The sequence below is a fragment of the Pseudomonas sp. ABa2 genome (assembly GCF_056676075.1).
The window spans coordinates 422,315-435,892 of the sequence record NZ_CM155239.1 but is presented as its reverse complement, the minus strand read 5'-3'; the positions used below and the strand labels follow the sequence as shown (position 1 = coordinate 435,892).

15 protein-coding genes are annotated in these 13,578 nt (G+C 68.2%); 5 read left to right on the top strand and 10 right to left on the bottom strand.

Annotated features, from left to right (window positions below; all coding sequences use genetic code 11):
• Positions 1–5: 5 nt before the first annotated feature.
• Positions 6–329, top strand: coding sequence for a DUF3392 domain-containing protein (locus AC1G9C_RS02125; RefSeq protein ID WP_021442006.1), 324 nt, complete (start codon positions 6–8; stop codon positions 327–329).
• 122 nt (positions 330–451) lie between these two features.
• On the opposite strand, the gene AC1G9C_RS02120 is transcribed toward AC1G9C_RS02125, so the two are convergent.
• The 5 genes from AC1G9C_RS02120 to AC1G9C_RS02100 form a co-directional block, all read right to left on the bottom strand.
• Entirely contained in the window at positions 452–1,795 is a 1,344-nt protein-coding gene (locus AC1G9C_RS02120) for a DUF1329 domain-containing protein (RefSeq protein ID WP_480409321.1), read from the bottom strand.
• Between the two features lie 173 nt (positions 1,796–1,968).
• Complete coding sequence (gene trmB / locus AC1G9C_RS02115) at positions 1,969–2,685, bottom strand: tRNA (guanosine(46)-N7)-methyltransferase TrmB (protein ID WP_480409320.1); 717 nt, start codon at positions 2,683–2,685, stop codon at positions 1,969–1,971.
• 10 nt (positions 2,686–2,695) lie between these two features.
• Entirely contained in the window at positions 2,696–3,490 is a 795-nt protein-coding gene (locus tag AC1G9C_RS02110; protein ID WP_021442003.1) for a thiazole synthase, read from the bottom strand.
• A 20-nt stretch (positions 3,491–3,510) separates the two neighbouring features.
• Entirely contained in the window at positions 3,511–3,711 is a 201-nt protein-coding gene (thiS, locus tag AC1G9C_RS02105; RefSeq protein ID WP_021442002.1) for a sulfur carrier protein ThiS, read from the bottom strand.
• A gap of 102 nt (positions 3,712–3,813) precedes the next feature.
• Positions 3,814–4,185: a DUF423 domain-containing protein gene (locus AC1G9C_RS02100; protein ID WP_021442001.1), complete on the bottom strand. Its 372-nt coding sequence runs from the start codon at positions 4,183–4,185 to the stop codon at positions 3,814–3,816.
• A gap of 244 nt (positions 4,186–4,429) precedes the next feature.
• Between AC1G9C_RS02100 and mtgA the strand changes: the two genes are divergently transcribed.
• Positions 4,430–5,158 (top strand): monofunctional biosynthetic peptidoglycan transglycosylase, encoded by a 729-nt coding sequence (gene mtgA / locus AC1G9C_RS02095; protein ID WP_480409319.1) that lies wholly within the window; start codon positions 4,430–4,432, stop codon positions 5,156–5,158.
• Between the two features lie 40 nt (positions 5,159–5,198).
• On the opposite strand, the gene AC1G9C_RS02090 is transcribed toward mtgA, so the two are convergent.
• From AC1G9C_RS02090 to ftsY, 5 genes are all read right to left on the bottom strand, one after another.
• Positions 5,199–5,810: a hypothetical protein gene (locus tag AC1G9C_RS02090; RefSeq protein ID WP_480409318.1), complete on the bottom strand. Its 612-nt coding sequence runs from the start codon at positions 5,808–5,810 to the stop codon at positions 5,199–5,201.
• A gap of 61 nt (positions 5,811–5,871) precedes the next feature.
• A complete protein-coding gene (gene rpoH, locus AC1G9C_RS02085; RefSeq protein WP_031303194.1) occupies positions 5,872–6,726 on the bottom strand; it encodes an RNA polymerase sigma factor RpoH in 855 nt (284 codons plus the stop codon).
• Positions 6,727–6,837: 111 nt separating this feature from the next.
• Entirely contained in the window at positions 6,838–7,857 is a 1,020-nt protein-coding gene (ftsX, locus tag AC1G9C_RS02080) for a permease-like cell division protein FtsX (RefSeq protein ID WP_021444352.1), read from the bottom strand.
• Complete coding sequence (gene ftsE, locus AC1G9C_RS02075; protein ID WP_480409317.1) at positions 7,857–8,525, bottom strand: cell division ATP-binding protein FtsE; 669 nt, start codon at positions 8,523–8,525, stop codon at positions 7,857–7,859. Before ftsE ends, ftsX begins: the two co-directional genes overlap by 1 nt.
• A complete protein-coding gene (gene ftsY / locus AC1G9C_RS02070) occupies positions 8,522–9,973 on the bottom strand; it encodes a signal recognition particle-docking protein FtsY (RefSeq protein ID WP_480409316.1) in 1,452 nt (483 codons plus the stop codon). The genes ftsE and ftsY overlap by 4 nt, the downstream gene beginning before the upstream one ends.
• Positions 9,974–10,115: 142 nt before the next feature.
• Between ftsY and AC1G9C_RS02065 the strand changes: the two genes are divergently transcribed.
• The 3 genes from AC1G9C_RS02065 to rsmD are packed head-to-tail and all read left to right on the top strand — an operon-like array spanning position 10,116 to position 13,565.
• Positions 10,116–11,489, top strand: coding sequence for a M16 family metallopeptidase (locus tag AC1G9C_RS02065; protein WP_480409315.1), 1,374 nt, complete (start codon positions 10,116–10,118; stop codon positions 11,487–11,489).
• Positions 11,479–12,954, top strand: a complete 1,476-nt coding sequence (locus AC1G9C_RS02060) for a M16 family metallopeptidase (RefSeq protein WP_480409314.1) — start codon at positions 11,479–11,481, stop codon at positions 12,952–12,954. Before AC1G9C_RS02065 ends, AC1G9C_RS02060 begins: the two co-directional genes overlap by 11 nt.
• Positions 12,954–13,565 carry a 16S rRNA (guanine(966)-N(2))-methyltransferase RsmD gene (rsmD, locus tag AC1G9C_RS02055; RefSeq protein ID WP_480409313.1) on the top strand — a complete coding sequence of 204 codons (612 nt, stop codon included), beginning with the start codon at positions 12,954–12,956 and terminating at the stop codon, positions 13,563–13,565. Before AC1G9C_RS02060 ends, rsmD begins: the two co-directional genes overlap by 1 nt.
• Positions 13,566–13,578: the final 13 nt, after the last annotated feature.

Sequence of the window (13,578 nt, the reverse complement as noted above, 5' to 3'; positions counted from 1 at the left end):
ACCGGATGGATCTCGTACTGGACCTGATCGTCACCCTCTCGCGCTGGAGCCGCAGCCACCTCGGCGACATTTCCCTGGCCATCATGGCCACCCTGCTGGTGCTGTTCGGCCCGGCCATCAACGCCTGGGTCCAGCGCACCATCGGCAACCTCAACTTCGTCCTGCGCACCCTGCTGTTTGTGGTGTTCTGCGCGGTCGGCTACGGCCTGGCCATCGTCTTCCTCACCCCCTGGCTGGCCAAGGGCCTGGCGCATTTCAACAACTTCACCCTGGCGCCGGTGCTGATCCTGATCTTCGTGGTGATCGGCATACTGGCCGACCGCAACTAAGGCCGGCCGCAGCGCATACCGAGTAACGGCGCCAACCAGGCCCAACACCGCCATAAAAACGCCGCGACCCGGTAAAGGCGTCGCGGCGTTTCGCTCGAACATGCGGCCTGCGGCCGCGCGCCTCAGTTGCCTTCGCGGCGCAGCGCCTGCGGGGTGAAGTCGCGCGGGGTCAGCTTGGCGTCGAAGTCGTACATCTTCTCGTTGTTGTCCAGGCCGTCGGCGAAGTAGCGGCTGCCCTTGAAGTCGTAGATGGTCTCCAGGGTCGAGCCGAACATCGGCACCTCGTAGTAGCTGATCGGGTGGGCCTCCTGCAGGCCGATCAGTTCGCCGTGCCTGTCGTACAGGTCGACGGCGAGGATCTGCCAGCTGTCCTCGTCCAGGTAGAAGCGGCGCTTGGCATAGGGATGGCTGAAACCGGTGCGCAGGTCCGCTTCGACCACCCAGACGCGGTGCAGCTCGTAGCGCAGCAGCTCGGGATTGACGTGCTTGGCCTGGAGGATATCGCCGTAGGCGATGCCCTTCTGGTGCACGGCGTAACTGTTGTAGGGCACCAGCATCTCGCGCTTGCCCAGCAGCTGCCACTCGTAGCGATCCGGCGCGCCGTTGTAGGCGTCGACCTGGTCGGCGGTGGCCATGCCGTTGGTGTCCGGCTGCAGGGTGTCGTAGGCCAGCATCGGCAGGCGCCGCACGCGGCGCTCGCCGCGGTTGAAGCGCCAGGCCTTGCGGATGGCGAGGATCTGGTCGAGGGTCTCCTGCACCACCAGGGCCGAACCGGCCAGCTTGGCCGGCGCCACCACCTTGTACTTGTAGTAGAACAGGGTGTTGTCCAGGTCCTGCGGCGCGACGCCGTCGCGACCGTAGAGGAAATAGATGTCGCGCTCGAGCTTGAGCAGGTTGTAGCTGCCGTTGCTGAGCACCGCGGCCTGGTTGGTGGCCATGCTGATCTGGTCGCCACGGTAGCGCATGATGTGGTTCCAGATCGCTTCCTGGCCGTTCTGCGGCAACGGGAAGGGCACGCCGGAGGCGGCGCCCTGCACGCCGTTGCCGCCGGAGATCAGCTCGGCGTTGAGCGCGTTGAAGCGGGTGGCATCGTAGATGCGCTGCGGCGCCGCGGCGCTGCGCCGGGTGGGGAACACCCGCAGATAGTAGCCGGGGTTCTGTTGCAGCAGGGCCTTGAGCCCCAGCGGCAGCTGTTGTTCATGCTGCGCCAGGTTGCCGGCGTCGACCCGATACTGCACGGCGTCGGCGACATAGGGATCGGGGTGGTGCATGCCCGGCTGGTAATTGGCCGGCGGCGTAGCCAGGCCGCCGCTCCAGGCGGGAATGGTGCCGGCGGCATTGCCGGCGCGTTCGCCGCCCAGCGGTGTCAGCTCCTGGCCCAGGCGCGCGGCCTGGCTGGCATCGACCTTGGCCTGGGCCTGCAGGGCCAGGGCGCTCAGCAGCAGAATGGAAACCGATCTCAACACAATGCTCTCCTCACGGCGCCGCGGCAGCGGCGTCGCTGTTATCCGCGCAGCCCGCGGCCACGCTTATCGTTTTGTTGTGTCTGCGGTGAGGTGCCGTCCTGGCCGTCGGGTTATCCCGATCTGCTTAGGCGTCCTGCCATTTTTGGCGAAGCGGTGGGGATGTGCAGCGGTGATCACTCCTGGCGCTGGAACTTGAGGTCCCATACGCCATGACCGAGGCGTTCGCCGCGGCGCTCGAACTTGGTTACCGGGCGCTCCTCGGGGCGCGGCACGTAGCTGCCGTCGGTGGCCAGGTTGCGGTAGCCCGGCGCGGCGTTCATCACCTCGAGCATATGCTCGGCGTAGTTCTGCCAGTCGGTGGCCATGTGCAGCACGCCGCCGATCTTCAGCTTGCTGCGCACCAGCTCGGCGAAGGCCGGCTGAACGATGCGCCGCTTGTGGTGCCGGGCCTTGTGCCAGGGATCGGGGAAGAACAGCAGCACGCGATCCAGGCTGGCATCGGCCACGCACTGGCGCAGCACTTCCAGGGCATCGCAGCTGTACACCCGGACGTTGCTCAGGTTCTGCGCCATCACCCCGTTGAGCAGGGCGCCGACGCCGGGCTTGTGCACCTCGACGCCGATGAAGTCCTGCTCCGGCGCGGCGGCGGCCATCTCCAGGGTGGAATGGCCCATGCCGAAGCCGATCTCGAAGGTGCGCGGCGCGCGGCGCCCGAACAGCTGGTCGAAATCGCGCAGGCCGTCTTCCAGCTCCAGGCCGAACAGCGGCCAGCCCTTGTCCAGGCCGCGCTGCTGGCCCTCGGTCATGCGCCCGGCGCGCATCACGAAGCTCTTGATGGTGCGGAGCCGGCGACCGTCTTCGGTTGTTTCGGGCTGTTGCGTGTCAGTCATGCGGAACTCGTTATTTGATCAGGCCATCCAGCGGCGACGACGCGCTGGCATAGAGTTTCTTCGGCATGCGCCCGGCCAGATAGGCCAGGCGCCCGGCTTCCACCGCGTACTTCATGGCCTGGGCCATGAGCACGGGGTTGTCGGCATGGGCGATGGCGCTGTTCATCAGCACCGCCTCGCAGCCCAGCTCCATGGCGATGGTGGCGTCGGAGGCGGTGCCCACGCCGGCGTCGACCAGCACCGGCACCTTGGCCTCTTCGAGGATGATGCGCAGGTTGTAGGGGTTGCAGATGCCCAGGCCCGAGCCGATCAGGCCGGCCAGCGGCATCACCGCGACGCAGCCCATGTCCGCCAGCTGACGGGCGATGATCGGGTCGTCGCTGGTGTAGACCATCACGTCGAAACCGTCCTTGACCAGAATCTCGGCGGCCTTGAGGGTCTCGATCACGTTGGGGAACAGGGTCTTCTGGTCGGCCAGCACTTCCAGCTTGACCAGCTTGTGGCCGTCGAGCAGCTCGCGCGCCAGGCGGCAGGTGCGCACGGCGTCGGCGGCATCAAAGCAGCCGGCGGTGTTGGGCAGGATGGTGTACTGGTCGGGGCTGATCACGTCGAGCAGATTCGGCTCGCCCGGATTCTGGCCGATATTGGTGCGGCGCACCGCCACGGTGACGATCTCGGCGCCGGAGGCGGCGATGGCGTCGCGGGTCTCGTCCATATCCTTGTACTTGCCGGTGCCGACCAGCAGACGCGACTGGTAGGTGCGGCCGGCCAGGGTGAAGGGCTTGTCGCTGCGAACTTGGCTCATGGAGAAACTCCTCAAGGGGATCAACCGCCGCCGATGGCGTGCACCACTTCCACCTGGTCGCCCTCGGCGAGCCGGGTGCTGTCGTGCTGGCTGCGTGGAACTATGTCCAGATTGAGCTCGACCGCCACGCGGCGCCCGGCCAGGTCGAGACGGGCCAGCAGGTCCGCGACGCTCTGGTTGTCGGGCAGCTCGAAGGGTTCACCATTCAACTGAATGCGCATGACGGCTCGGTCACAACTAGGAAGAGGGCCGGCATTCTAGCCCGATAGCCAGCCGCGACCAAGGCTAAAAGGCGCCATTCGTCCTCAAATCTGACGCCCGAGTCAGGTCAATTTCCAGGCCGCCAGGCCCAGGCACAGCCAGCCCAGCAGAAAGGCGACACCGCCGAAGGGGGTGACGATGCCCAGCTTACCGATGCCGCTCAGGGTCAGCAGATAGAGGCTGCCGGAGAACAGCAGGATACCCAGGGCAAAGGCGCCGCCGGCCAGGTTGACCAGGCGCCCCGGTGCCTGCAGCGCCAGCAGGCCGACGCCGAACAGGGCCAGGGCATGGATCAGCTGGTAGTGGCTGCCGGTCTGGAATACCGCCAGATGCTCCGGACTCAGGCGCGCCTTGAGGCCGTGGGCGGCGAAGGCGCCGAGGGCGACGCCGGTAAAGCCGGCGAAGGCCGATAGCAACAACCAGAGACGAGCCATATACCCTCCAGGGCGCAGTGGAAAATCAACGCAGTTTAACCGTTGAACCGACCTGCCCAGGGATTGTCAGTGTCGCACCCACCGCCGCCGGGGCTTCAACTGCTGAAGACTCTGCGAGAATCGCGTCGTTCTTGTTGCCTGCCATCCCTGGCCGCAACCCTGCGGGCCGCCGCAGGCAACGTCAAAAATTGCTCCCGGCATTTTTTTGTTTTAATAGCGCCTTTCTCGCTCACCCCGGACTCCGATGCTCCGCACCCTGACCCGCCGCCTGCTGAAACTCGTGCTCTGGCTGATGCTGGCCAGCGCGCTGCTGGTGCTCGCCCTGCGCTGGCTGCCGCCGCCCGGTACGGCGCTGATGCTCGAGCGCAAGCTCGCGTCCTGGGGCACGCAACAACCGCTGGAGCTCAAGCGCCAGTGGCGGCCCTGGAACCAGCTGCCGGATCACCTGAAGATGGCGGTGATCGCCGCCGAAGACCAGAAATTCGCCGAACACTGGGGCTTCGACCTCGGCGCCATCCAGGCCGCGCTGGCGCACAACCAGAGCGGCGGCTCGCTGCGCGGCGCCAGCACCCTCAGCCAGCAGGTGGCCAAGAACCTGTTCCTCTGGTCCGGCCGCAGCTGGCTGCGCAAGGGCCTGGAGGCCTGGTTCACCGCGCTGATCGAGCTGCTCTGGTCGAAGGAGCGCATCCTCGAGGTCTACCTCAACAGCGTCGAATGGGGCGACGGCATCTTCGGCGCCGAGGCGGCCGCGCAGCATCACTTCGGCATCGGCGCGCCCTATCTGGATCGCCAGCAGGCCAGCCAGCTGGCGGCGGTGCTGCCCAACCCGCTGCGCTGGAGCGCCGGCCGCCCGGATCGCTATGTCGCCCGCCGCGCCGCCTGGATTCGCCAGCAGATGACGCAACTGGGTGGCGGGCACTACCTCAACCAGCTCAAGCCGGTCAGGCCCAGCTGGTGGCCGAAATGGCTGTAGCATGCGCCGGGTGACGCCGCTTTAATCGGTGCGCGACAGCCTAGGGGCGAGGCGCGAACGCGCGCTTGGGCACGGCATGCAGCAGTTCGACCTCATCGCCCTGCAGATGCACCGTCAGCCCCCATTGTGGATAGACCCAGGCCTGCCCCGCGGCCAGTTCCAGACTCAGCCGCGGCTGACCCAGCGTCGCCGCCACGCGCTCGGCGGCCAGAGCGGCCGGCGGTTCGAGACTCACCGCGCGTACGGCAAACCCCGCCATCTGCTCGGCCAGCGCCGCGCCCAGCAACTGCTCGGCATCGCCGGCGCGCAAGCCCTGGGCGGCCAGCAGGCTGTCGCCCTGGGCCTCGCTCAGGGCCAGCTCGGCCTCCAGCGCCCAGCCGCCCTCGGCACCCGCCAGCTCCGCCCGGTGCAGTACCCGCGCGCCATCCAGACGCGGCTGCAGCCAGAGCTCGCCAGGCGCCAGCGCCTGCACCTCGCGCAGCGCCAGGCGCTCTTCTGCCAACGGCTGCAGCAGCGCGTCGCGCCACCGCGGCAGATCGGCCACCGGCGTCACCTCGCCGCTGCGCATCAGCCAGGCGCCCCAGGCGAAGAACAGCGCGGCGACGAGGCCGAACAGCAGCCAGTGCTGCGCTTTCAACGGCGGTCTGTTCACAGGCATTTTCTCCGGACAGAAAAAAGCCGCACCCGGGTGCGGCTTGATTCGCGCGCATGACTCAAGCGGCGATGGAGCCCTTGAGCTTGTTCATGGCGTTCTTCTCGAGCTGACGGATACGCTCGGCCGAGACGTTGTACTTGGCGGCCAGGTCGTGCAGGGTCGCCTTCTCCTCGGCCAGCCAGCGCTGGTAGAGGATGTCGCGGCTGCGCTCGTCGAGGCTTTCCAGGGCCTCATGCAGGTTGCTGCTGGAGCTGTCGCTCCAGTCGGCGTCCTCCAGCTGGCGGGCCGGGTCGTAGCGGTGGTCTTCCAGATAATGCGCAGGCGACTGGAAGGCGCTGTCGTCGTCGGCGTCGGCGGCCGGGTCGAAGGCCATGTCCTGGCCGGTCAGGCGACTTTCCATCTCGCGCACTTCGTGCGGCTCGACGCCCAGGCTCTTGGCCACGGCGGTGACTTCGTCGTTGTTCAGCCAGGCCAGACGCTTCTTCTGGCTGCGCAGGTTGAAGAACAGCTTGCGCTGCGCCTTGGTGGTGGCGACCTTGACGATGCGCCAGTTCTTCAGGATGAACTCGTGGATCTCGGCGCGGATCCAGTGCACGGCGAAGGACACCAGGCGCACGCCCATTTCCGGGTTGAAGCGCTTGACCGCCTTCATCAGGCCGACGTTGCCTTCCTGGATCAGGTCGGCCTGGGCCAGGCCGTAGCCGGCGTAGCTGCGGGCGATATGTACGACGAAACGCAGGTGGGCCAGCACCATCTGCCGGGCGGCCTCGAGATCCTGCTGGTAGTAGAGACTCTCGGCCAGCTCGCGCTCCTGCTCCGGCGTCAGCAGCGGGATGCTGTTGACCGCATGCACGTAAGCCTCCAGGTTGGCGCCTGGAACCAGAGCATGAACAGGTTGCAAGGAAGTGGACATTCGAATCCTCCGATTCACGAAACTCGTGCAGTTTAGCACTGCGCCATCTGACGCGGATCCTGTGGATAAGTTCCGTTACAGATAGTCAATATCAATTAAAACAATGACTTATCACCGTGGCGCCAATTCGTTGAGATGACGCGCCACGGCCAGCCAGGCGCCAATATAGCCCAATAGCACGGCGCCGAGCAGCAGGGACAGACCATCGGACGAGGGCACCCCGCCGAGGGCGAAATCGCTGCCGTACAAGCCGGCCAACCGTACCACCGCATCGTTCAGCCAATCCAGGCCGAAAGCCAGCAGCAGCCAGGCGAATACGCCGGCGCCGATGCCGTACAGCGCGCCCATATAAAGGAAGGGCCGGCGCACGTAGCCGTCGGTGCCGCCGACCAGCTTGATCACCTCGATCTCGGCGCGGCGGTTCTCGATATGCAAGCGGATGGTGTTGCCGATCACCAACAGCAGGGCGAGGATCAGCAGCAGGCTGAGGCCGAAGACGAAACGGTCGCCGAGCTTGAGGATGGCCGTCAGGCGCTCGACCCAGACCAGGTCGAGCTGCGCCTGCTGCACCCGCGGCAACTCGGCCAGGCGCAGGCGCAGGGCCTCCAGCTTGGCCTTGTCGACCTCCACCGGGGTCACCAGGATCACTCCCGGCAGCGGGTTCTGCGGCAGCTCCTTGAGCGCCTCGCCCAGCCCGGACAGCTGCTGGAACTCCTCCAGCGCCTGCTCGCGGCTGATCCACTCGACCTCGGCGACGTCGTCCATCGCCGCGATCTGCTCGCGCAGGGCCTGGCCCTCGCGCTCGCCGGCCTCCAGTTCGAGGAACAGGGAAATCTGCGCCGCGCGCTGCCAGGAGCCGCCGAGCTTCTCGACGTTGTCCAGCAGCAGCGCCAGGCCCATGGGCAGGCTCAGCGCCACGGCCATCACCAGGCAGGTGAAGAAGCTGCCGATGGGCTGGCGGGCCAGCCGGCGCAGGCTGTCGACCAGGCTGGCGCGGTGGCTTTCCAGCCAGGCATGCAGCAGGGTGCGAAAATCCGGGCCGTCTTCCGGCAGCTGGTCGCTGACCTTGTTGCGTGGTGCCGCGCCGACCCGTTCGGCCGGCTGCGGTGGCGGCATCTTCGACGCGCTCATCAGGCAGCCTCCCCGTCGCCGATCAGGCGACCGCGTTGCAGGGTGAGCATGCGGTTGCGCATGCGCGCGATCAGCGCCAGGTCGTGACTGGCGATCAATACGGTGGTGCCAAGCCGGTTGATGTCCTCGAACACCCCCATGATCTCCGCGGCCAGGCGCGGGTCGAGGTTGCCGGTGGGTTCGTCCGCCAACAGCAGGGCCGGGCGGTGGACGATGGCGCGGGCGATGCCGACGCGCTGCTGCTGGCCGGTGGACAGATCCCCGGGCGCCTGCGCGGCCTTGTCGCTGAGGCTGACCCGCTCCAGCGCGGCGCCGACCCGTTTGGCGATCTCCGGCTTGGCCAGGCCGAGGATCTGCAGCGGCAGGGCGACGTTGTCGTACACCGTGCGGTCGAACAGCAGCTGGTGATTCTGGAACACCACGCCGATCTGCCGACGCAGGAAGGGAATCTGCGCATTGGTGATGGTGGAGAGGTCATGCCCGGCCAGCATCAGCTTGCCGCTGGTCGGCCGCTCCATCGCCAGCAGCAGGCGCAGCAAGGTGCTCTTGCCGGCGCCGGAGTGGCCGGTGACGAAGAGAAATTCGCCGGGGCGAACGCGAAAACTCAGCTCGTGCAGCCCGACATGGCCATTGGCATAACGCTTGGCGACCTGCTCGAATCGGATCATCCCTGCTCGCGCTCCTCGAAAAGTGCCTGGACGAAGGCCTGCGCCTGGAACGGCCGCAGGTCGTCGATGCCCTCGCCGACGCCGATATAGCGGATCGGCAGGCCGAACTGCTTGGCCAGGGCGAAGATCACCCCGCCCTTGGCGGTGCCGTCCAGCTTGGTCAGCGCCAGGCCGCTGAGGCTCACCGTCTGATCGAACTGCTTGGCCTGGTTGATGGCGTTCTGCCCGGTGCCGGCGTCGAGCACCAGCAGCACTTCGTGCGGCGCCGTGTCGTCCAGCTTGCCGATCACCCGACGGACCTTCTTCAGCTCTTCCATCAGGTTGTCCTTGGTGTGCAGGCGCCCGGCGGTGTCGGCGATCAGCACGTCGATGCCGCGCGACTTGGCCGCCTGCACCGCATCGAAGATCACCGAGGCCGAGTCGGCGCCGGTGTGCTGGGCGATCACCGCGATCTGGTTGCGCTCGCCCCAGACCTGCAGCTGCTCCACCGCGGCGGCGCGGAAGGTGTCGCCGGCGGCGAGCATGACCTTCTTGCCTTCCAGTTGCAGCTTCTTGGCCAGCTTGCCGATGGTGGTGGTCTTGCCCACACCGTTCACCCCGACCACCAGGATCACGTAGGGCTGCTTGCCGGCGTCGATCACCAGCGGCTGTTCGACCGGCTTGAGCAGGCCGACCAGCTCCTCCTGCAGCGCCTTATACAGCGCGCCGCTGTCCGCCAGCTCCTTGCGCGCCACGCGGCGGGTCAGGTTGCCGATGATCGCGGTGGTGGCCTCGACGCCGACGTCGGCGGTGAGCAGGCGGGTTTCCAGCTCGTCGAGCAGCTCGTCGTCGATGGCCTTCTTGCCGAGGAACAGGCTGGCCATGCCCTCGCCGAGGCTGGCGCTGGTCTTGCTCAGGCCCTGCTTGAGGCGGGCGAAGAAGCTGGGTTTGTCCTGAGTCGCCGGCAGCGGGGCGGCGACCGCCGTCTCGCTGGGCGGAACGACGGGCGCGGCCACGGGCTCAGGGGCGACGGGTGCCTCGGCAGCCGGCGGCACGGGGGCGTTGTCGCCGCCGAGCAGGCGCGAGAAGAAGCCGGGCTTGTCGTCGGCGCGCGGCGCAGGGGCTGCGCCGGCCGCCGCTTCGTCGATGGCGGCGGGCTGCGCAGGCAGGCTGGGCGCAGTTTCGACAGGCACCGGTTCGGCCGGCGCTTGCGGCTGCGCTTCGGCGACCGGCAGTGGCGCGGGCTCGGCCGCCGGCTGGGCGGGGGCCTGCGGTTCGATGGCGAGCGACTCGATGCTCGGCGCCGGCACCGCGTCCGGCGCGCTCGAGGGCGCCTCGGCAGCGGGCGCGGCGGACTCGGCCGGCTTCTTGCGCAGCCAGCCGAACAGGGATTTCTTTTCTTCGGTCACAGGCGGGGTCTGCGCGCCGACCGCGGCCGGCGACTTCTTGTCGTCATTGGAACCAAACATGGGTCGCTTGCATCTCAAGGGGGCGGTCGCTTACAGCCTGATACGCCCGGCTGCGCCGCCCCGGAAAAGGATGGGGTATCCTAGCACCTCTTCGCCCGCCGGCGGTACGACCGCCCAGGCCATCCGACAGGTCAGACTCTCGATGAATGCCATTGCCCGCCGCTCCCTCGGCCTGCTGTTCGGCGCCCTCTGCGTGCCCCTGACGGCGCTGGCCGCCGCCCCGCAACCGACCCACGAATTCAGCCTGGACAACGGCCTCAAGGTCATAGTCCGCGAGGATCACCGCGCCCCGGTGGTGGTCAGCCAGCTCTGGTACAAGGTCGGCTCCAGCTACGAGACGGCCGGCTCCACCGGTCTGTCCCACGCCCTCGAGCACATGATGTTCAAGGGCAGCCGCAAGCTCGGCCCCGGCGAAGCCTCGCGCATCCTGCGCGAACTGGGCGCCGAGGAGAACGCCTTCACCAGCGACGACTACACCGCCTACTACCAGGTGCTGGCGCGCGACCGCCTGGGCGTCGCCCTGGAGCTGGAGGCCGACCGCCTGGCCAGCCTGCAGCTTCCGGCCGCGGAGTTCGCCAAGGAGATCGAGGTGATCAAGGAGGAGCGCCGCCTGCGCACCGACGACCGTCCCTCCTCGCTGGCTTTTGAGCGCTTCAAGGCCATGGCCTATCCGGCCAGCGGCTACAGCATCCCCACCATCGGCTGGATGGCCGACCTCGAGCGCATGCACATCGACGAGCTGCGCGCCTGGTATCGACAGTGGTACGCGCCGAACAACGCCACCCTGGTGGTGGTCGGCGACGTCAGCGCCGCCGAGGTGAAGATTCTCGCCGAACGCTATTTCGGCGCCATCGAGCGCCGCGCGGTGCCCAGCGCCAAGCTGCCGCTGGAACTGCCGGCTGCCGGCGAGCGGCGCACCACGCTGCATCTGAAGACTCAGCTGCCGAGCCTGCTGATGGGTTTCAACGTGCCCGGCCTGGCCACCGCCGAGACGCCCCGTCAGGCCTACGCCCTGCGCCTGGCCGCGGCCCTGCTCGACGGCGGCTACAGCGCGCGGCTGTCCAGCCGCCTGGAGCGTGGCGAGGAACTGGTTTCCGGCGCCAGCGCCTGGTACAACGCCTTCGCCCGCGGCGACAGCCTGTTCGTCCTCAGTGCCACGCCCAATGTGCAGAAACAGCGCAGCCTGGCCGAGACCGAGGCCGGGCTGTGGCGCGAGCTGGAGGAGCTGAAGAACAGCCCGCCATCCGCCGAGGAGCTGGCCCGCGTGCGCGCCCAGGTGATCGCCGGGCTGGTCTACGAGCGCGACTCCATCACCAGCCAGGCCACCAGCATCGGCCAGCTGGAGACCGTCGGCCTGTCCTGGCAGCTGATCGACCAGGAGTTGGCCGAGCTGGAAGCCGTCACCCCCGAGGACATCCAGCAGGCCGCCCGCACCTTCTTCGTCCGCGACCGCCTGAGCGTCGCCCATGTATTGCCCGAGGACGCTCGTCATGAGGAGTCTCGCCATGAAGACTGAGCACCTGCGTATCGCCCTGCTCGGCCTGGTCCTGAGCACCACCCTGGCCCTGAGCGGCTGCGACCGCCAACCCGATGAGGCCAAGGCGACCGCCAACAACACCGAGGCGCCGGCCAAGCTGGAATCGCTCGCCGAGCTGAACGGCCAGGCGCCGACCCGACGCAGCCTGGATATCCAGACCTGGCACACCGAACAGGGCGCCAAGGTGCTGTTCGTCGAAGCGCGCGAGCTGCCGATGTTCGACCTGCGCCTGACCTTCGCCGCCGGCAGCAGCCAAGACGACGGCGTGCCCGGCCTGGCCACCCTGACCAACGCCATGCTCAACGAGGGCGTGCCGGGCAAGGACGTCGGCGCCATCGCCGCCGGCTTCGAGGGCCTCGGCGCCGAGTTCGGCAACGGCGCCTACCGCGACATGGCGGTGGCCAGCCTGCGCAGCCTGAGCGCGAAAGAGCAGCGCGAACCGGCGCTGGCGCTGTTCGCCGAGGTGCTCGGCCAGCCGACCTTCCCCGAAGAGGCCCTGGCGCGGATCAAGAACCAGCTGCTGGCCGGCTTCGAGTTCCAGAAGCAGAACCCCGGCAAGCTGGCCAGCCTGGAGCTGTTCCAGCGCCTGTACGGCGACCACCCCTATGCCCACCCGAGCGACGGCAACGCCGAGTCCATCCCGGCGATCGAGCGCGAGCAGCTCGCCGCCTTCCACGCCCGCGCCTATGCCGCCGGCAACGCGGTGATCGCCCTGGTCGGCGACCTGTCGCGCGAGCAGGCCGAGGCCATCGCCGCGCAGGTCTCCGCCGCCCTGCCGCAGGGCCCGGCGCTGCCGCGCATCGCCCAGCCGCAGCCGCCGGCGCCCGGCCCCAGCCATATCGAGTTCCCCTCCAACCAGACCCACCTGATGATCGCCCAGCTCGGCATCGACCGCCGCGATCCGGACTACGCCGCGCTCTACCTGGGCAACCAGATCTTCGGCGGCGGCGGCTTCGGCACCCGCCTGATGAGCGAGGTGCGCGAGAAGCGCGGGCTGACCTACGGCGTCTACTCCGGCTTCAGCGCCATGCAGGCGCGCGGCCCGTTCATGATCAACCTGCAGACTCGCGCCGAGCTGAGCGAGGGCACCCTCAAGCTGGTCAAGCAGCTGCTCGCCGACTACCTGCAGAGCGGCCCGACCCAGGAAGAACTGGATAACGCCAAGCGCGAGCTGGCCGGCAGCTTCCCGCTGTCGACCGCGAGCAACGCCGATATCGTCGGCCAGTTGGCCAGCATGGGCTTCTACGACCTGCCGTTGAGCTACCTGGACGACTTTATGCGCGACGTCCAGGCGCTGAGCGTCGAACAGGTGAAAGCGGCCATGGCCAAGCACCTCGACCCCGAGGCGCTGTTGGTGGTCACAGCCGGCCCGACCGTGACCCAGCAGGAACTGCCGCCGCCCAGCGACAAGCCGGCCGAGCTGCCCAGCGCGGTGCCGCACTGATGCGCGGCCGCACTCCGCCCAAGCCGGCCGCCAAGCCCCACGGCGGCCAGGGCCAGCTGCGCATCATCGGCGGCCAGTGGCGCTCGCGGCGCTTCGCCTTCCCCGACGGCCCGGGCCTGCGCCCGACGCCGGACCGGGTGCGCGAAACCCTGTTCAACTGGCTGGCGCCCTATGTCGAGGGCGCCCATGTGCTCGATCCCTTCGCCGGCAGCGGCGCACTGCTGCTTGAGGCGCTGTCGCGCGGCGCCGCCAGCGGCCTGGCCTGCGACCTCAACCCGGCCTCGGTGGCGGCGTTGCGCGGCCATCTGGCGACGCTGCAGTGCAGGGATGGCGAGATCCAGCAGGGCGACGCCCTGCAACTGCTGGCCCGCCCGGCGCCGCGGCGTTTCGATATCGTCCTGCTCGACCCGCCGTTCCACCAGGACCTGCTGCAGAATGCCTGCAAGCTGCTGGAAACCCAGGGCTGGCTGGCCGACGACGCCTGGGTCTACACCGAAAGCGAAACGGCACCCTCGACCCTCGGCCTGCCCGGCAACTGGCGCCTGCACCGCGAGAAGCACACCGGCCAGGTGCATTACGCGCTGTGGCAGCGCAGCACTGCGCCCGCGTAGGGTAGACATCGAT